Here is a 17,619-nt window from a genome sequence, read left to right as displayed (position 1 = left end):
GGCAACATCGGCCTGATGAAGGCGGTCGACAAGTTCGAGTACCGCCGCGGCTACAAGTTCTCGACCTACGCCACGTGGTGGATCCGTCAGGCCATCACGCGCTCGATCGCCGACCAGGCACGCACCATCCGCATCCCGGTGCACATGATCGAAACCATCAACAAGCTGGTCCGCACCAGCCGCCAGATGCTGCACGAGATCGGACGCGAGCCGCAGCCGGAGGAACTGGCCGAGAAGCTCGGCATGCCTCTCGAGAAGGTGCGCAAGGTCCTCAAGATCGCCAAGGAGCCGATCTCCCTCGAAACGCCGATCGGCGACGAGGAGGATTCACATCTGGGCGACTTCATCGAGGACAAGAACGCCGTGATCCCGCTCGAGGCCGCGATCCAGGGCAACCTGCGCGAAAGCACGACGCGGGTCCTGGCGACGCTGACGCCGCGCGAGGAGCGCGTGCTGCGCATGCGCTTCGGCATCGGCATGAACACCGATCATACGCTGGAGGAAGTTGGCCAGCAGTTCTCGGTCACCCGCGAGCGCATTCGCCAGATCGAAGCCAAGGCGCTGCGCAAGCTGAAGCATCCGAGCCGCTCGCGCATGCTGCGCAGCTTCCTCGACGAGGGCTGAGAAAGACCGCGATCGGAGATCGAAGCCGGGGCTTGTCCCCGGCTTTTTCATGTCACTCGCGATCGGCGATCCGTACCAGCGAGGGCAGCAACCCGCTCACAGTCATATGGAGCTGGCGGATCTCCTCCATGACAGCGGACAGGTTCTCCTGGACGGCGGCGCAGTGGCGCGACGCCTCGTTGCGCGCATCGTCCAGCCCGGGATCGATCGCATAGGGCTGCCCGAGGGCACGCCCACAATCCGCCAGCACATCCAGCAATGCAGAGGGCGCATCCGCTTTGTGGACCGGATGCATGAAATCCCGGGCGGCATGCTCGATCCGCTCCAACGCCGTGACAAGACCATCGACTTCCATGGGAGTCTCCTCGGTCGACAACGGGGACGCTGTGATCGGCGCCGATGCTGTCACCGGGCTTCCCCGCGCACAAGCCCGCCCGACATCGCCCGGTCAGTGCAGGTGCCTGGCCAGCAAGGACGGCTGGCGACGCAGAAAGGCTTCCAGCCTTGCCTCGTAGTCGGCTGCAACAGCGTCGCGGATCGACGGCCGAACCGCCAGCGCCCGTCGCCAGGCGCATACCTTCGGCAGGCCCTCGAACACGCCTAGATCGATGTAACGATCGAAGACGTCGAAGTAGCGGAACGCCGGCGCGAAGACTGTATCGACCAGACTGAAGTGATCGCCGGCGAACCACGGCCCAGCACCGAGTTCACCTTCGAGGCGCACGAACTTCTCGCGCAGGGTCCGCACCTTGGCCTGGAAGGCCGCCGGATCCGAAGTCGTTTCCACTGTCCAGATGTCGGCCAGGATCGAGGAGCCGAATTCCATCCACCCGCGATGCCGCGCCCGCACGAGAGCGTCCCGCGGATGGAGCTTAGGGCCATGGGTCTCGTCGAGATACTCGACGATGGCGGCGCTCTCGAAGAGCACTTCGTCGTCGACCTTCAGCAGCGGCACCTTCCCGAGCGGCGAGATCGCCTTGAACCACTCCGGCTTGTCCGCGAGATCGACGTCACGCCGCTCGAAGCGGATTCCCTTTTCCGCCAGCGCGATAGCTGCGCGTTGCACGTAGGGACAGAGATCGAACGAAACGAGCGTCAGCATGCTAGAACTTCATATTAATGCATTTGCATCTACACGGAGCTGAAATTTGATGCAAATGCATTTATTGTTAGAATGCTCCTATGGATCCGCCGAACCCACCAGATGTCGTCGTCCGTGCTTGGGCTCGCCTGGAACGAGCCCATCGGGCTGCACAATCGACTGTCGAGGCTCGCCTCAAGAGGGCGGGACTGCCTCCCCTCGCCTGGTATGACGCGCTGCTCGAATTGGAGAGGGCTGATCCGGCAGGCCTGCGTCCCTTCGAGCTGCAGAAAGAGATGCTGTTTGCCCAGTACAACCTCTCACGCCTCGTCGATCGCCTGGAAGCAGCGGGTTACGTTGCGCGCTCGGCGAGTGAGGAGGATGGTCGGGGCCAAAGGCTGACCATCACCGAAGCCGGCCGGGCGATCCGCCGCCGCATGTGGCCCGTCTATGCGGACGCCATCGCCACCGCCGTGGGGAGCCGTCTTTCGGAATCGGAGGCAACCGTCCTGGGCGATCTTCTCGCTCGTCTTTACGTCAGCGCCTGATCAACCGAATCGCAGCAGGGGCACCGCGGCCGCAGCCAGAAGGACGGCCGCGATGCGGGTGCGCGTGAAGGGCTCCTTCAGCCAGAACACCGCGATGAGGACGGCAAATATCGCGCTCGTGTCCCGGAGCGCCGCCGCCGGGGCGATCGGCGCGTGGCTCCAGACCCAGAGAATCAGCAGATACGATCCCATGGCCGCGGCGGCGATCGGCAAGGCGAGCGTCCAGTGTGTCGCCACCTGCGCCCAGGGCGGGCCGGCACGGCGCTGCCGCCAGGCCATGGCCGCAGCATTGGTGATCGAGACCACGAACCCGTAGGCCCAAGGCGATCCCGAGAGCCGCACCCCTTGGGCATCGCACATGACGTAGGCCGCGGTGCCGACGCCGGCGGCCAGGGTCCATGCCATCGCGGCCCTCGTGATCCCCTGCCCCCGCGCGGCGTCCCAGGCAAGGACGGCCAACGCAAGCGAGATGACCAGAATGCCGCAAAGTCCCGCCGTTGCCAGCCGCTCGCCCGTCATTGCCGCCGCGAGCGGCACCACCATCAGCACCGCCAGCGACCGGACGACGGGATAGACGAGACCGAATCCGCCAAGCTCATAGGCCCGCAGCAAGGCCGACACGGTGAGGACGTTCATCACGGTCGACGCCGCGATCCAGCCGGACGACGCCAGACTGGGGAGGCCGGACCAGAAGAGCGACGGGACGACGAGGAGGGCACCCAGCACCATCTGGGCCGTCATCACCTGCGCGGGATTGCGGCTTGCCTTCACCGCGGCGTTCCAGCCCGCATGGAGGACCGCACTGAGCAGCGCCACGGAGACGTCGGTGAGGTCCATCGCTCAACCCGGCCTTGGCGCCACGATGACCACGCAGTAACGAGCGGACTTCGACGTCGGATTGTGATAGGTGATCGGCCGATCGAGCACCATCGCCAGGCAGTCGCCGGTGCCCAGTTCGAAGCGCTCCTCCCCCAGCACGACCTCGATCATGCCCTGCAGCACCCAGACCTGCTGGTGGGTGACGCCGGATCGCGCCGCGGTTTCATAGGCCACGCGCGCGCCCGCGGGGAAGTTCACCTCGACGATCTGGATGGGTGACGGAAATCCATCCGGCGAGACGTTGCGGCGCCGATATCCCGAGGCGGGATCGCGCCATTCGACCTGATCGGCCTGGCGGGACAGGGGGTGCGGCGGCGCCGCCGGCGTCTCGAAGAGCGTCGCCAGGGATACGCCGAGCCCCGTCGCCAGCTTCTCGAGGACGACGGCAGTCGGGCTGCTTTCGCCTCGTTCGACCAGGGAAATCATCGATCGGCTGACGCCGCTCGCGTCGGCCAGCGCCTCTAGGGAGAGTCCTTGGCGGTTCCTCAGTTCACGAACACGAGCCGCGATCCGATCGTTGATGCCGGGTTTGGGAATATCGGTCATACTAGATATGTTATCCATTATATTGGATGACACATCAAGCAAACGGAAGCTGCGCTAGAAATGGCGGAGATGAGCCCAGCGGCTTGGGAGTTGAAATGAAGGACATCGTCGAGGAACTGCGCACCCAGTGCCGGGAGCACCACGCCCTGGCCGGCGAAGACACCGGCACCCTCACGGGTGACTTGCGGTGGCGGGCGGCAGACGAAATCGAGTCGCTGCGGCAGACGACATGGCAGCCGATCGAGACGGCGCCCAAGGACGAAGGTCCCGTCCTGCTCTTCTGCCCCGGGCTGGCGGGGCACGTCGCCGACGAGATCGTTGTCGGCACCTGGAGGTTCGATCCCAATCGCCGCTCGCTCGGCTTTTGGGTGAGCGATGTCGGCGCCCTGGATGCCGGTTTTGCCGAAACCGGACCTTGGATCGAGTATCGCGAACTCCAGCCCCGGCAATGGGCCCGCCTGCCCGCGCGGCCCGGCCGAAAATAGCGCAACAAAAAAGGCGGCCACGAGGGCCGCCTTTTCCGTTGTCGATGTCAGGTATCAGGTGCGCGGCGGCAGCGGAACCTTCGCGTCGGTCAGAGCCTTGACCAGCACGGGAATGCCCGCCTTGTAGTCGCCGGCGTCGCACTTAGCGACCGCCGCCGGGACTTCGGAAGCGACCGAGTCCCTACGATCAAGCGTACGCCACTTTGCGATCAACGCCTTGCAGTAGGCGGCGTCATCCATCGGAGCGGCAGCAACCGTCTGCGCGATAACGATCTCGACGCGGCGGTTCTGCGGCTCACGAACGTTCGGGCCGGTCTGCACGAGCAGGCCCTGTTCGCCGCGGCCGACGACCGCGATCGCGGTGGCAGGCACGCCCTGCTGGACGAGCGCGTCCTTCACGGCGTTCGCACGACGCAGCGACAGCGCCATGTTGTAGGTCTCGCTGCCCGACGTGTCGGTATGGCCGGTCGCCGTGATGCGCGCACCACCCTTCGTCTTGTAAGCGGCAGCAGCCTGACCAACGACGTTCGTGGCCTGCGGGTTCAGCTTGGCGCTGTCCCAATCAAAGAAGACCATGAAGCTCTGAGGTGCCGGCGGCGGCGGCGGCGGCGGCGCAGTGGCCGGCGCGGGCTCGTCGCAAGCGGCGATCATGAAAGTAGCGGCAAGTAGAACGAACAACTTCTTGAGCATAAGCCCCTCTCCCCTATGGCCATTTAGCCGTTCGCAATATGCAAAACTGCCACTGCGTGAGCAATGCAAAAAAACTTCACAGGCAGTGATCCGCACCCTTCCGCGTGGAAATACCGCAGCCGCCCCAGTTCCCCACCTTTCCGCAACCCCCGGGTGAATGCGCCGTTGCCATGCCGCAACGTCCAGAGAGGAGCTTCAGGTGAAGCAAGTAGCAATCATTATCATCGCCGCCTGCTCGTTCGTGGCGGGCTGCGCCTCCTACACCGAGCGTGTCGTCGAGAAGCCCGTTCCAGCGCGTACGGCCGAGCGGACCGTGGTGTACGACAACACCACGCCGGTTCCGACCCAGACCACCACCGTGTACACGACGCGATAGGGAGCCCTCGATGGCGAAGCTGATGCTGATCGCGGCCGCCTGCATCGTGGCAGCAGGCTGCTCGATCCAGAGTGAGCGCGTGGTCGAGAAGCCGGTCTCGGCGGAGCGGACGGTCGTCTACACCCGCTAGTCCCGTCCTCGGGTGCGCGACTACGCGGCCAGATTGTAGAGTTCGGCCACGTTGTCGCGCAGGATGCGCTTCCTCAGTTCGGGCGTGAGGTGTGCGGTCTGCTCGGCGATGACGTCTTGGCTCCAAGGCCAGGTCGAATCACTGTGGGGAAAATCATTGGCCCACATCAGCTGCTTCGGAGCCAACCGGTCGGCGAACTGGAACGCCGTCCAATCGTCCTGAAACGTCAAAGTGATGTGATCGCGGAAATATTCCGAAGGTAGCCGCTCCAGTTCCTTACCCTTCATCCAGTACCGGTGGCGCTTGTACGCATGATCCATGCGATACATGAAATGCGGCGCCCACCCGGCGTCAGCCTCGACGCAGACGACCCGCAGCTTGGGGTGTCGCTCGAACACGCCGCCGAAGACCAGCATGCCCATGATGTCCTGACAGCCCCGAATGATCGACAGGAAGCCGTTGATCTTGGGGCCGCGCGGCTTGGACAGGGAATTGTCGCCCGAGGTCGTCAGGATATGCCACGACAAGGGCAATTCGAGCGCGACCGCAGCGTCCCAGAACGGATCGTAGATCGGATCGTCATAGTCCTTTTCACCGGGATTGCCCGGCATCATCACGCCGCGGAATCCCATCGCCTTGATGCGCTCGAGGTCGGCGATGCCCTCGGCGACCGTGCGCATGGCCGTCTGGCCCATGCCGACGAGGCGGTCGGGCGCGTAGGCACAATAGGACTGGAGCCAGCGATTATAGGCGTCGAAGCAGGCCTTCTTGAAATCGAAGTCGGGGTGATTGCAGATGAGCATGCCCACGGTCGGATAGATGATCTCCGCCGCGACACCATCCCTGTCCTGATCCTGCAGGCGGGCCGAAGGATCCCAGCCGCTGCGGTGCAGATCCTCGAACCGGGCGCCCCCGATCCTTATGTCCTTGGGCGCGACGCCAGCGGCGGCGATCAGTCCCATCGGCACGGGCGTCTTCATGCCGTCGACAAGGTAGATGTCGCCCATGCTTTCGTGGCGGACGACATGCGGCGCACGCTCCCGATAGGTGGGGTCGATATGGTCACGGTAGCAGCCGGGCGGTTCGGTGATATGGGAATCTGCAGAGATCGGGCGCCAGTCCATCCGTTCCTCCATTTTGCTTGGCATCAGGGTAGGCAGAGGCCGGTAGACCCGGCAAGGCGCGGAACTGCCGTCGTTTCGGCCGGCGGCAGCGGTTGAACCGCCCCAAAGCGTGTGGCATACCCGCGCCGCGCGCTGCCGTAGCTCAGTGGTAGAGCACCCCCTTGGTAAGGGGGAGGTCGACAGTTCAATCCTGTCCGGCAGCACCAGCGCTTCCTCCTTGATGATCAAGGAGATGCGGGCCCTCCTCGTTGGGTGCTAAAACGGTCCGAGATGGCGCAAAGCAATAAAGTTGCATGGGTTGGTGCAGGCGCGTTCGCAGTCGCCGCGATCTCGCTGGCCATCGTCTTTGGCCTTCCTGACCTGCAAGTCGGCAGCGCCCAGAACACGTCGGAAGTGAGCGGCCCGCTGATTTCGCGCGGCTATACCGAAGCGCCGGCAGGCACGGCCGTCATCGCCGGTGATCCGGTCGGCGGCTCGGTCCTGACCGAACTGCGCATCCAGAACGGCCAGGCGGTGAAACGCGGCGAGATCATCGCGATTCTCAATAACTACGCCACGGCGGACGTCGAGGTGCGCCGGATCGAATCGGAGATCGCCAAGGCGCGCCGGCAGCGCGAGTCGATGATCTCGGGTTACAGGACGGCCGAAATCGCGCTGCAGGAAATATCGGTGAAGTCGGCGTCGGAGGAGAATCGGCTCAAGGAGCTCGAACTGTCCCGATCGAGCGTGCCTCCCGACCAGAAGCAGCTCCAGTCGAACCTCTCCCAGCAGTCGCTGGAGCGCGAGGAAGCGAAGCTCAGGTTCCAGAAGGAAGTGCTCGCGGCCGATCTCGCACAGACCGAATCCAATATCGCCATCTTCGAAGCCAAGCTCGAGGAAGCCAAGATCGAGCGCGAACTCGCTGTGGTGCGCTCACCGCTCGATGGTGTCGTGGTCGACATCTATACCCGCCAGGGCGAGCGGATCTCGTTCAGGGGTATCGCCAAGATCGTCGATCTCAACCAGATCCGTATCTTCGCCGACGTGGACGAAATCCACCTGCGCAGCGTGAAGCCTGGGGGCAAGGTCGAGTTCACCTTCCAGGGCAGCCGTACGATCCATGTCGGAACGATCACGCGCACGCCGTTGACGGTGAAGCGCACGAAACGGTCAGAAGCAGATCTCGGTGAATCCAACGCACGGCTGGTCGAGGTCGAGATCAAGCCCGACGACCCGCAGAGCATCCCTCAGATGCTGGGACGGGAAGCCCGCGTCGTCTTCCAGTAGCCGGCGTAGCGAAGCTCTGCCCGATGAGCGACAGCCCGCGGCTTGATTGAAGGCCGCTAAGCTTGCCGTGCCCGAGGGCGCCAAAGGACGAACGACCGCCTCATGCCTCCTCAGGCGGTCGCTGCGCTTCTGGGCTGCCTGTACTCGTAGACGAGGACCGCTGCCAGGATGGCGAGCCCGATCAGGCGCGCGGCGACCAGGCCGCCCACCCAGTCGTCGATGACCCCCGGGAAGGTGAGCGCGATGCCAGCCACGCTGCAGACGACGCGCGTGCCGACACCGAGGGGCCGCCACAGATGGCCCTGCGCCGCCACTGCGAGCGCCACGATACCGCCCGTTGCGCCCAGCGTGACCCACGGGATCCAGAGCCAGCTCATGTTCTTCGGCGTCTCCAGCAGCAGGCCGGTTCCGATCGGATCGAGCACGAAGATGAACGGCACGAGGAAGGCCGGCAGCGCATATTTCCAGCTCTGCAGCGTGGTCACGTAGGGGTCGGCCCGCGTGATGGTAGCGGCCGCGAACGGCGCCAGCGCCGTCGGGGGCGACACTTCGGAGAGCACGGCGTAGTAGAAGATGAACATGTGCGCGGCATAGTCCGGGATGCCGAGCTTGATCAGCGCAGGCGCCGCGATGACGGCGCACATGATGTAGGAGGCCGTCACCGGCACCGCGAGGCCGACCACCCAGACGATCAGGGCGGTGTACATCGCCGTCCAGAAGATCGAGCCGCCGGCCAGGTCGATGACGATGGACGAGAATTTCAGCGCGAGGCCCGTCTTGGTGATGACGCCGACGATGAGGCCGGCGCAGGCGCAGGTTGCCGCGACGCCCAGCGCCTGGATCGAACCGTCGGCCAGCGCCTGGAATAGCCGGGCAGGCCACAGTGCCGTGTCGGCGCGCATGTAACTCACCAGGATGGCGAGCAGGATCGACCAGAACACGGCATAGGTCGCCGAAAAGCCCCACACCATCAACACGACCACGGAGATCAGCGACGTGAAGTGGAAGCCGTAGCGGGTCATCAGCTGCTTCATCGTCAGGTCGACCGTCGGATCGACGGCGCGCAGCCCGTACTTGCGCGAATCGATCTCGGTCATCATCAGCAGGCCGAAGTAGTAGAGGCAGGTCGGGATGAGGGCCATCCGCACGATGTCCAGGTAGGACATCTTCAGGTATTCGGCGATCAGGAAGGCTGCGGCGCCCAGCACCGGCGGCGACAGGATGGCGCCCAGGCCACCCGCCGCCAGCAGTCCGCCGGCCGCCGACTTGCCGTAGCCCGCCTCCTTCATGATCGGCCAGGCGACGGTGCCGATGGTCACAGTGGTGGCGACGCCCGAGCCCGAGGGGCCGCCCAACAGGAACGACGAGAGCACAACCGCACGGCCGGCCGCGTTGGGCTGGCCCTTCATGGCGCGTAGCGAGAAGTCGATGAAGAAGCGCCCTGCGCCGGAAGCCTGCAGGATGGCGCCGAAGATCGTGAACAGGATGATCAGCGTGGCCGAGACGTCGATGGCCGAACCGAAGATGCCATTCAGGGTCATGTATTCTTCGGCGATCATGTCGGATAGCGGATAGCCCTTGTGTGTCCACGGGGCGGGCAGGTAGTTGCCCCACAGTGCATAGGCGAAGAACACGAGGGACAGGATCGGCATGATCCAGCCGGTTGCCCGACGGGTCGATTCGAGAACCAGCAGGATCAGCAGGCCTCCGATCACCAGGTCGGTCTGGGTCGGCGAAACGTAGCGATCCAGGAAATCGTCGGAATCGGCCAAGGACGTCCAGCTGCCGCCCGTCATCATGTACCAGATGACGACGATCACCAGCCCGGCCGCCACGATATCCCAGGGGGCGACCCGGTTGCGCCAGCTCTTCACCGCCGGGAACAGCAGGAAGACCAGCGACAGCGCATAGGCGACGTGAATCTCGCGCAGCGACTGCGTGTCGACCGTCGAGGCGGCGGCATAGAGATGGAAGATCGTCATGGTGAAGGCGATGAAGGTGAGGACCTTGCCCCACCAGCCGACGAACCTGTGGATGCCGCCTTCTTCCTGCTCGACGAGTTCCTCGATCTTGCGCTTTTCCTCGTCGCTCAGCAGCTCGGCCTGGACCGTCATCGTTCTTCCCACCCCAAAATGGAAACGGGGCCCCCCTGTCGGAGGGCCCCGCCTGTAGCTCCGTCCTTAAGACAGCTTGATGCCCTTCTCGGCGAAGAACTTCATCGCGCCGGGATGGAACGGGACCGACGAATTCGCCGTCTTCTGGTTCTCGGCGGTCATGTCGGCCGACGCCTTGTGGGTGGCGACCAGATCGCCGTGGTTATCCCACAGGGTCTTGGTGATCGTGTAGGCCTGATCGTCGCTCATCGACGCCGGCACGACGAGGATGTTCCAGATGGCAATCACCGGCACCGCCGCATCCTGGTTCGGATAGGCTTTGGCCGGAATCTGGCTGGCGGCGAAGACGGGGCCGTATTTCTTATTCAGCGCCGGCACCAGTTCAGCCGTCGAGATCAGCTTGATCTTGACGCCCTGGGTCGCTGCCAGATCGGTGATCGCCGCGACCGGCGGGCCGCCGTTGAAGAAATAGCCGTCGAGTTTGCCGTCCTTCATGGCATTCGTGCTCTCGGCCGGCGACAGGCGCTCGCGCTTGATGTCACTGAGCTTGAGGCCCAGTTCCTCGATGATTCGCAGCGCCATTACCTCCGACCCGCTCACCGGGGCGCTGGTCGAGATGCGCTTGCCCTTGATGTCGGACAGCTTGTTGATGCCCGTGCCTTCCATGGTCACGAAATGCACCAGGTTTGGATAAACGACCGCCAGCGTGCGCGACTCCACGGGCTTGCCCTTGAACTTGTCCAGGCCCTTGATCGCGTCATAGGCGGTGTCGCACTGGGTCAGCGCCATCTGCGCCTTTCCGTCCCGGATCATGTGCATATTGGCGACCGAGCCCGCGGTCGCCTCGGCAGTGACCGCCCAACCGGGCACCTTCTTGCTCAGGATGTTCGCCATCGCGCCGCCGAGCGGATAGTAGACGGCGCCCGTAGTGCCCGTGGCGATCGAGAACTGCGCCTGAGCAGAGGCTGGCAGTACTCCTCCGACCAGACCAAAGGCACCCGCGGCCGATCCGGCGGCAATGAATTGACGTCGATTCATAAGAAGCTCCCTGATGTTCGTTTCTCTCCCCGAACTGGCGCGGAAGAAACCATGACTACCGAGTGGAGGCAACACGCACGAAATAGCGGTATTTCGGAATGCAGCCTCCGCTTGCCGGAATCGCCGGACAGGAAGGAGGAAACCGGGCGAGGAGGCACCTTTAACTGAAAAGATTGCTGTGTAAGCTCCACGCGTGATTCACAATCTGACCTTGGTCCATCTGCTGCTGGTCGGCGCGGCCGGCGGATGCATCTATCTCTCCCTGCGCGAGGTGCGCCGGCGCTACATCTCGACATGGCGCCTGTTTGCTCCTGCCGTCCTCGCGCTCTTCGCGGGGGGCATCCTCTCCCTCCTCCAACTCGCTGAACGCCAGCCCCCGTGGCTGTTCGGCGCCGCACTCGCCACCGGATTCGTGGTTGGCGCAGCCCGCGGGATGATGATCGGCATCAAGCACGACATGTACCGGCCACAGGTGAACCTAACGCAGGCTGCCAAGCTCCTTCTGCTCTGGGTGGCAATCGTCGTAGGCGCCGCCGTCGCGGTGGAGTGCCTGTGTGCGTTCCTGGCCCGTGCTGACCTAAAGATCTTTCGCCTGGGAGCGGCGCTCGTCGCCATGTTCTGCGGGGGTGCCATGCTCGGCCGGGCATTGCTCCTGACCATCCGGCTGCATCGCGCCGACCGCGGCGGCAGCTAGGGAGCCTGGCGGGCCGCCAGGGTGAAGGATTCGAAGAAGCGTCGGGTCGCCGGCGCCGTCTGGACCCCGGCCTTCCCGACGACGATGAGCTGGTAGAGCGTGTCACCCGCGTAGATTGCGCGGGTCGCCAGGATCCAGCCGTCCTCCTCATGGACGTACTCGCGTGCCGGGGCGCCCGAGACGGTGAACGCCCGGTCCGCGAGCAGGTGGCCGGGACGGCCATCCCGGCTGTTCAGCAGCATCTGCGCTGGCGTGAGGTCGGCCGGCATCTTCCGGTAGGGCGTACGGGAAAAGAAATACTCAGTGGCGCCCAGGGTGACGGTCCACTCGATCTGCTCGACGACCTCTCCAGTACCGTTGACCGTCACTTCCTGGACCGATTGCTCAGGCGGGCCCGGCATCTCGACCTTGAACTTGCCTTCGCTCACCACTGTCCATTGCTGCGCCGAAACCGGCGACGCGATGACTGCGACCAGGGCCAGGCTGCCTGCCAGCACGAGGCAAAGCGCGCGCAAGGTCCGCGATAATGCCATTCCCCTCCCCCGCTCTCCCCAGAGCTTTAGCCAGTTTCACACGATCGACGGGATCATGCAAAAAGCCCCGCTTCCTTGCGGAAACAGGGCATCAGTCTCTCGGGGAAAGGCAATGGCCCAAAGGCAAGAAGACCATTGCCGGTCGGACTAACGCCATCGTCCGCGAATCCGTTTCACCAGAATCCTGCCTTATCTGTTGTCTTGGCGGACGCCATTCGACAGGCTCTTCGAATGGATATCGAATTGAACCGTGATGCGAAACGGGTCGTCAAAGACTGGCTCGCCGATCTGAATGCGGCGCTCGAGTCGCGCGACCTGGAGCGGGTGGGCGCATCGTTTCGGCCCGATGCCGATTGGCGCGACATCGTCGCGCTGACGCGCACGATCGAAACCGTGAGCGACCGCGCCGAGATCGCGCGGCGACTGCTCGACGCGACGGCAACACGCGGCGTCTCGGGCTTCGCGATCGATCCGGAGCGGTATCCGCCGCGCGATGTCGAGCGGGCAGGCGAGCCCTGCGTCGAAGCGATCCTGACCTTCGAAACGGCGATCGGCACGGGCGCCGGCATCGTGCGGCTGAAGCGCAGCGACTGCCGCGCCGGCGCAGCCCAGGCGTGGACACTGCTGACATCGCTCGAGTCGCTGCGCGGTCACGAGGAGGAGACGATCCTCGAGAAGGCCGAGGAACCCGCTTTCGAACGCGACTTCCACGGGCCCAACTGGCTCGATCGCCGCCGTGAAGCCTCGCGCTATACCGATCGAGACCCAGCCGTGCTGATCGTGGGCGGTGGGCATGCCGGCATCACCGCGGCGGCCCGCCTCAAGGCGCTGGGTGTCGAAGCGCTGGTCGTCGACCGCATGGCGCGGATCGGCGACAACTGGCGAAAGCGCTATCACGGGCTGAAGCTTCACAACCAGAAGCACTCCAACCATTTCCCCTACCTGCCCTTCCCGAAGACCTGGCCGAAATATATTCCCAAGGACAAGATCGCGAACTGGCTCGAATCCTACGTCGAGACCATGGAGATCGACTTCTGGACCGGCACCAGCTTCAAGGGCGCGACGTGGGATGCCGCGACAGAGCGCTGGACGGCCGAACTCGACATGGACGTCGCCGGCGGCGTCCATCGCACGCTGCATCCCCGGCACATCGTGATGGCGACCAGCGTGAGCGGCACGCCGAACATTCCGGAGATCCCGACCCTCGACCGCTTCGAGGGCACGGTCGTCCATTCGAGCAAGTTCGCCAGCGGCGCGGAGTGGAAGGGCCGCCCGGTGTACGTCTTCGGCACCGGCACTAGCGCCCACGACATTGCGCAGGACCTGCACGGCAATGGCGCCCACGTCACCATCGTCCAGCGCAGCCCCACTCTGATCGTCAATGTCGAGCCGGGCGCCCAGCTGTACGACGGCATCTACTATGGAAAGGGACCGACCCTCGAGGATCGCGACTTGATCAACGTATCGGTGCCGCTGCGGGTGATGAAAAAGGCCCACCGCCTCCTGACCGACCAGGCGAGGGCGTATGACGCTCCACTGCTCGAGGCGCTGGAGCGGGTGGGCTTCCGGCTGGAGTTCGGCGAGGACGGCACGGGCTGGCCGCTCAAGTACCGCGGCCGCGGCGGTGGCTACTATTTCAACGTGGGCGCCTCCGATCTGGTGGCCAAGGGCGAGATCGGGCTGATCCAATATGCCGATATCGCCTCGTTCACACCGGCCGGTCTCGTGATGAAAGATGGCGTCGAACAGCCCGCCGACCTGATCGTGCTGGCGACCGGCTACAAGGGTCAGGATCACCTCGTCGACCAGCTTTTCGGGCCCGAGATTGCCCGGAAGGTCGGCCCTGTGTGGGGCTTCGACGCCCAAACCCAGGAACTGCGCAACATGTGGGTCCCGACGGCGCAGAAAGGGTTGTGGTTCCAGGGCGGCTCCTTCGCCCAATGCCGCATGTATTCCAAGTACCTGGCCCTGCAGATCAAGGCGGCCGAGCTCGGCCTACCTTAGTCACCGGCGGGGCCGGCAAATAGGTCTCGAGCCGGAACCGCCTCTCCAGGACTCCGTTGCATATCCAGCCGGCGCCTGAGCGGCCGGTGGCCTCTCCACCTTGGATGCAAGGAGCCGTGAGTCATGCCGACCGCACAGGTGCGGATCAGCGCGGAGGAGCAGCGTCTTCTCAGGGCGTTGTCCGTCGGCCAAACCGTCAAGCTTCCGTCGGCGCACCGGCTTCGCCTGGAATTGCTGGGTCTGCTCCGTGACGGCCCGAACGGTCCGCGTCTTACACCGCTGGGCAGGCGCCACGCGGAAACCGCCGTTACGGAGGCCGAAAGCAACGACAGGACTCCGGGGAACGGATCTTCAGTCAAGCGGGACCGGCTGGGTCGGCGCATGCCCCACGGCCGCGCCCTGCCGTTCTGAGTGACATCCATGGCGATACGGCCCCGGCCCGCCTCTTCGTTCGCTAGGGGACCGACCGCCGAACCGGCGTCTGAGTACAGTCACGCCCATTCCAAGGCCGATCAACAGGCTACTCGAGAGGGTCACCGCGGTGTCTCGGCGAACGAGGAATTTACTGCAGTGACGTCCGCCTTCGAACCGAAGAACCTTTTCCTTTCCTCGCTGCCCGCCGCCGAACAAACACGGTTGAGGCCCCATCTTGCCTTCCACCGCCTGTCCCAAGGCCTGGTGCTCCAGGAACCCGAGCAGCGCATCGAGCATGTATACTTCGTCGACAGCGGCATGATTTCCCTAGTTGCGATGATGCAGGATGGCTCGGCGATCGAGACCGCGACACTCGGCCGGGAAGCCATCCTGGGATCGCTCTCCGCGCTGGGCAATCACACGGCCGGCACCCGCGCCATCGTCCAGATCGACGCGACGGCCTGGCGCATATCCGTGAACGACTTCCGCACCGCCGTCAGCCAAAGTCCTGTGCTGCGAAAGATCGCGCTGCTGAGCAGTGAGCTGATGCTGGCCCAGATGCAGCAGACGGCCGCCTGCAATGCCCTTCATACGGCCGATCGGCGCCTGTGCCGCTGGATCGTCCAAGTCCGGGATCGCATCGATGATGATGTGATTCGCCTGACCCACGATTTTCTCGCCCAGATGCTTGCGGTGAGACGCCCGACAGTCAGCTTGATCGCCTACGGGCTTCAGCAGGCGGGCTTGATCCGGTACCAGCGCGGCAAGATCGCCATCCTCGACCGGGCCGGCCTCGAACGCGGCGCCTGCGAGTGCGTGGGGGCCTTGCGGGACAAGACGCGCCGCATCATCGCCGAAGTGGCCTGAGGTCTCTATCGCTGCCGGCGGCGGTTGGTGATGCGCGCGTTTCCCAAGCCGGTGCCGATCGTCAGGACGCCCCATCGGGACACGTCGCCCATCTTAGGGAGTTCGCTCACCCCTCGTACGACCGCGTCGTTGTGAATCAGGATGGTCGGGTCGTGCCCATCGATGCGGGGCAGCCGGTCGTGCAATGCCGAAACGAGATTGAATTCGTCCTCCTGACCGTCGCCCAATTGCACCAGACTGCGGGTCATCTCGGCCAGGCGCGCGACGGCCGGGATGCAGGACGAATGCATGATGGGAGCGCTGTCGGGAGAACACGGCGAAGGGGTCGGCCTTCGTGTCATTCCCGGCGTGGTCCCCTAGTTGACGCGGGCTATGTTGCTTGCAGCACCGTCGGCCCGCGCCTGCGGAACTAGAGCGGGCCACCGCCGCGGAACAGGCTCTTGATCCGGCGCTGCGTCGCCTCGCGGTCCGCGGCGCGCCGCGCCCGCTGCTCGAGCCATCTCTGGCCGACTGGGAACGCGAACTTCAGCGCAAGGCCATAAGCCACCGCGAAAGTGATCGTGCTGCCCAGTATCTTGGGCATCGACACTTCAAGACCGCTCGCGCAGATCGAGTAAACATAGGCGAGCGCCGTTCCCTGCCGGACCATCCACGGAACGTCGAACGAGAAGAAGAAGCGGATCACCAGCGCAACCATCAAACCGACGGCGAAGACGCCTGCCAGCATCCCGGGGAAGCCGAGATCCACATAGTTTTCGGCCATGTAGCCGACACTGATCGACGTGCCTCCGCGCATGTTTTCCAGCAAATCGACCTTGGTCAGACGAATGAAGACCTCGGTATCGGAGAGAGCCTGTTTGTCGGGAAACAGGAAGCGCGGCTGGAAGACGTGGCTGAGAGCGTCGCCCCACTGACGCATCGTGGGCTGTTCTGCGCTCGCAAGATCAACGTTGATCACCAGACCGGTAATGTCGACATAGGCCAGACGCTCCAGGAGGGCCTTCGAGGCCAATCCCCAATCGGTATCCACAATACCGGCCACGCGCCCCAGCATGTATTGGAGCCGGTCGGACAGCGTCATCTGGAAGGCTTGCGACTCTCCGCCGCCTGTTGCCATCTCGCGATATTCGGACTTCACCGAAGTCCAGAACAGAGCCAGGACGACCAGAGCGAGCGTAGCGAGGAAGGCATAGCCGGACGTTCGGGGCGTCCATTTGATCTGGGCGGCCAGTGCCGCCGTGCCGAGGAACACGAAGACGCCGCGAAAGTCGCCGAGCAGGCCCGTCATCCCCGAAAGGATTTCGATCCCGAGCACGGCAAACAGGAAAGGCCATCCTCGCCCCACCGACATGACCGAGGTGAACAAGAGGAACGCCGCCATGATCTTGAAGCGCGCGATGGCGTCGAAGAACTGGTAGAGCAAGCCGCCGAAGGTAAGGCCGGCCATCTGCGCGACCACGTTGGAGCCTAGATAGATCAGGAAGACGTCGACCGGCCGCCAATACAGATGGGCGGCCCAGTTCTCTTCGGTCGGTGGCTGGATTCCCCCCAATACCACTTTGCACGCGAGGGCGAGCGCTATCGTGCACGCCAGCATGTACCAATAGGCGTTGACCACCCAAGGTCCGTAGATGCTTTGCGCCATCGGCTCGCCGTCGACGAGGGCGAGGAACGCGCGCGCGAACACCTGCAGCCATTGGGAAAGAAGGTAGTAGGCAATGACTGCGGGCATGGTCGGTGTGCCCACCAGCCGCAGAATAAGCCAAGGGGTGAAAGCACCGACCGCCAGGGGCAGCGGATCTGGACAGAAGGGCGAAAGGAAGACGAAGAACAGCCCGAATACAAACGCGACCTTCCGCAGCATCGAGTAGTCGAGGCGCGGAGCGATCTGGAGCGGAGTAGCGAGCGTCGAGGCCATGGCCGGACGTGTCTGCCTTTTTGTCTGACAGAGTTACCTAAACGATTTATCGCATCGGGACAGCAAAAACCGGAAGCGCCCCGGCATGCCCTTTACAGGCGTCCACCAAGTCCCGCCAGTCCCGATACCATATCCAATGCCGCAGCTCGCGCCCCGGGCGGCCCCGAGAGGAAGCATCGGCAAAGAAAAAGGCGGCCCGTGAGGGCCGCCTCTTCCTTGTCTCGGGTGTTCCAGTGAGCCGGCAGCTTACTGGATGACGATTTCGACGCGGCGGTTCTGCGGCTCGCG

General features: G+C 64.3%; 20 protein-coding genes and 1 tRNA gene. 10 read left to right on the top strand and 11 right to left on the bottom strand.

Annotated features, from left to right (window positions below):
• Positions 1-624: sigma-70 family RNA polymerase sigma factor (locus Q0Q48_RS28105; RefSeq protein WP_295145701.1), on the top strand; the 624-nt coding region annotated here is incomplete at its 5' end.
• Positions 625-676: 52 nt separating this feature from the next.
• Here Q0Q48_RS28105 and Q0Q48_RS28100 read toward each other — a convergent pair.
• Together Q0Q48_RS28100 and Q0Q48_RS28095 are read right to left on the bottom strand one after the other, a co-directional pair.
• Entirely contained in the window at positions 677-979 is a 303-nt protein-coding gene (locus tag Q0Q48_RS28100; protein ID WP_295145700.1) for a hypothetical protein, read from the bottom strand.
• Between the two features lie 93 nt (positions 980-1,072).
• Entirely contained in the window at positions 1,073-1,726 is a 654-nt protein-coding gene (locus Q0Q48_RS28095) for a glutathione S-transferase family protein (RefSeq protein ID WP_295145698.1), read from the bottom strand.
• Positions 1,727-1,806: 80 nt separating this feature from the next.
• Here Q0Q48_RS28095 and Q0Q48_RS28090 point away from each other — a divergent pair, with 80 nt between their 5' ends.
• Positions 1,807-2,253, top strand: a complete 447-nt coding sequence (locus Q0Q48_RS28090) for a MarR family winged helix-turn-helix transcriptional regulator (RefSeq protein ID WP_295145696.1) — start codon at positions 1,807-1,809, stop codon at positions 2,251-2,253.
• Here Q0Q48_RS28090 and Q0Q48_RS28085 read toward each other — a convergent pair whose 3' ends face one another.
• Entirely contained in the window at positions 2,254-3,090 is an 837-nt protein-coding gene (locus tag Q0Q48_RS28085) for a hypothetical protein (RefSeq protein WP_295145694.1), read from the bottom strand.
• Positions 3,091-3,093: 3 nt separating this feature from the next.
• Entirely contained in the window at positions 3,094-3,678 is a 585-nt protein-coding gene (locus Q0Q48_RS28080; protein WP_295145692.1) for an XRE family transcriptional regulator, read from the bottom strand.
• A 95-nt stretch (positions 3,679-3,773) separates the two neighbouring features.
• On the opposite strand from Q0Q48_RS28080, the gene Q0Q48_RS28075 reads away from it, so the two are divergent.
• Positions 3,774-4,163 carry a hypothetical protein gene (locus tag Q0Q48_RS28075; RefSeq protein WP_295145690.1) on the top strand — a complete coding sequence of 130 codons (390 nt, stop codon included), beginning with the start codon at positions 3,774-3,776 and terminating at the stop codon, positions 4,161-4,163.
• A 54-nt stretch (positions 4,164-4,217) separates the two neighbouring features.
• Here the strand turns inward: Q0Q48_RS28075 and Q0Q48_RS28070 are convergent, their stop codons facing one another.
• On the bottom strand, positions 4,218-4,853 hold the full coding sequence (locus tag Q0Q48_RS28070) for an OmpA family protein (RefSeq protein WP_295145688.1): 636 nt from the start codon (positions 4,851-4,853) through the stop codon (positions 4,218-4,220).
• 199 nt (positions 4,854-5,052) lie between these two features.
• Between Q0Q48_RS28070 and Q0Q48_RS28065 the strand changes: the two genes are divergently transcribed.
• The gene (locus tag Q0Q48_RS28065; protein ID WP_295145686.1) at positions 5,053-5,229 is read left to right on the top strand and encodes a hypothetical protein; all 177 of its coding nucleotides are present in this window, start codon (positions 5,053-5,055) and stop codon (positions 5,227-5,229) included.
• A 150-nt stretch (positions 5,230-5,379) separates the two neighbouring features.
• Here Q0Q48_RS28065 and Q0Q48_RS28060 read toward each other — a convergent pair whose 3' ends face one another.
• Positions 5,380-6,483 carry an amidohydrolase family protein gene (locus tag Q0Q48_RS28060; protein WP_295145684.1) on the bottom strand — a complete coding sequence of 368 codons (1,104 nt, stop codon included), beginning with the start codon at positions 6,481-6,483 and terminating at the stop codon, positions 5,380-5,382.
• 131 nt (positions 6,484-6,614) lie between these two features.
• On the opposite strand from Q0Q48_RS28060, the gene Q0Q48_RS28055 reads away from it, so the two are divergent.
• Together Q0Q48_RS28055 and Q0Q48_RS28050 are read left to right on the top strand one after the other, a co-directional pair.
• Positions 6,615-6,689, top strand: a tRNA-Thr gene (locus Q0Q48_RS28055).
• Positions 6,690-6,753: 64 nt separating this feature from the next.
• Positions 6,754-7,749 carry an HlyD family efflux transporter periplasmic adaptor subunit gene (locus tag Q0Q48_RS28050; protein WP_295145682.1) on the top strand — a complete coding sequence of 332 codons (996 nt, stop codon included), beginning with the start codon at positions 6,754-6,756 and terminating at the stop codon, positions 7,747-7,749.
• 110 nt (positions 7,750-7,859) lie between these two features.
• Here Q0Q48_RS28050 and Q0Q48_RS28045 read toward each other — a convergent pair whose 3' ends face one another.
• Together Q0Q48_RS28045 and Q0Q48_RS28040 are read right to left on the bottom strand one after the other, a co-directional pair.
• Complete coding sequence (locus Q0Q48_RS28045; RefSeq protein WP_295145680.1) at positions 7,860-9,863, bottom strand: TRAP transporter fused permease subunit; 2,004 nt, start codon at positions 9,861-9,863, stop codon at positions 7,860-7,862.
• Positions 9,864-9,929: 66 nt separating this feature from the next.
• On the bottom strand, positions 9,930-10,901 hold the full coding sequence (locus tag Q0Q48_RS28040) for a TAXI family TRAP transporter solute-binding subunit (RefSeq protein ID WP_295145679.1): 972 nt from the start codon (positions 10,899-10,901) through the stop codon (positions 9,930-9,932).
• A 193-nt stretch (positions 10,902-11,094) separates the two neighbouring features.
• Here Q0Q48_RS28040 and Q0Q48_RS28035 point away from each other — a divergent pair, with 193 nt between their 5' ends.
• On the top strand, positions 11,095-11,595 hold the full coding sequence (locus Q0Q48_RS28035) for a hypothetical protein (RefSeq protein ID WP_295145677.1): 501 nt from the start codon (positions 11,095-11,097) through the stop codon (positions 11,593-11,595).
• Here Q0Q48_RS28035 and Q0Q48_RS28030 read toward each other — a convergent pair.
• Positions 11,592-12,128: a hypothetical protein gene (locus tag Q0Q48_RS28030; RefSeq protein ID WP_295145675.1), complete on the bottom strand. Its 537-nt coding sequence runs from the start codon at positions 12,126-12,128 to the stop codon at positions 11,592-11,594. The genes Q0Q48_RS28035 and Q0Q48_RS28030 overlap by 4 nt on opposite strands.
• A gap of 231 nt (positions 12,129-12,359) precedes the next feature.
• Between Q0Q48_RS28030 and Q0Q48_RS28025 the strand changes: the two genes are divergently transcribed.
• From Q0Q48_RS28025 to Q0Q48_RS28015, 3 genes are all read left to right on the top strand, one after another.
• Positions 12,360-14,132 carry an NAD(P)-binding domain-containing protein gene (locus tag Q0Q48_RS28025; protein ID WP_295145673.1) on the top strand — a complete coding sequence of 591 codons (1,773 nt, stop codon included), beginning with the start codon at positions 12,360-12,362 and terminating at the stop codon, positions 14,130-14,132.
• 123 nt (positions 14,133-14,255) lie between these two features.
• Complete coding sequence (locus Q0Q48_RS28020) at positions 14,256-14,543, top strand: hypothetical protein (protein ID WP_295145671.1); 288 nt, start codon at positions 14,256-14,258, stop codon at positions 14,541-14,543.
• 9 nt (positions 14,544-14,552) lie between these two features.
• Positions 14,553-15,413 (top strand): Crp/Fnr family transcriptional regulator, encoded by an 861-nt coding sequence (locus Q0Q48_RS28015; RefSeq protein ID WP_295145669.1) that lies wholly within the window; start codon positions 14,553-14,555, stop codon positions 15,411-15,413.
• A gap of 5 nt (positions 15,414-15,418) precedes the next feature.
• Here the strand turns inward: Q0Q48_RS28015 and Q0Q48_RS28010 are convergent, their stop codons facing one another.
• Entirely contained in the window at positions 15,419-15,661 is a 243-nt protein-coding gene (locus tag Q0Q48_RS28010) for a hypothetical protein (protein ID WP_366915319.1), read from the bottom strand.
• A 161-nt stretch (positions 15,662-15,822) separates the two neighbouring features.
• Entirely contained in the window at positions 15,823-17,331 is a 1,509-nt protein-coding gene (locus Q0Q48_RS28005; RefSeq protein WP_295145667.1) for a hypothetical protein, read from the bottom strand.
• Between the last annotated feature and the right edge of the window lie 288 nt (positions 17,332-17,619).

The organism is uncultured Reyranella sp. (assembly GCF_945957355.1).
Classification (GTDB): domain Bacteria; phylum Pseudomonadota; class Alphaproteobacteria; order Reyranellales; family Reyranellaceae; genus Reyranella.
This window is presented reverse-complemented; position numbering and strand designations above follow the sequence as displayed.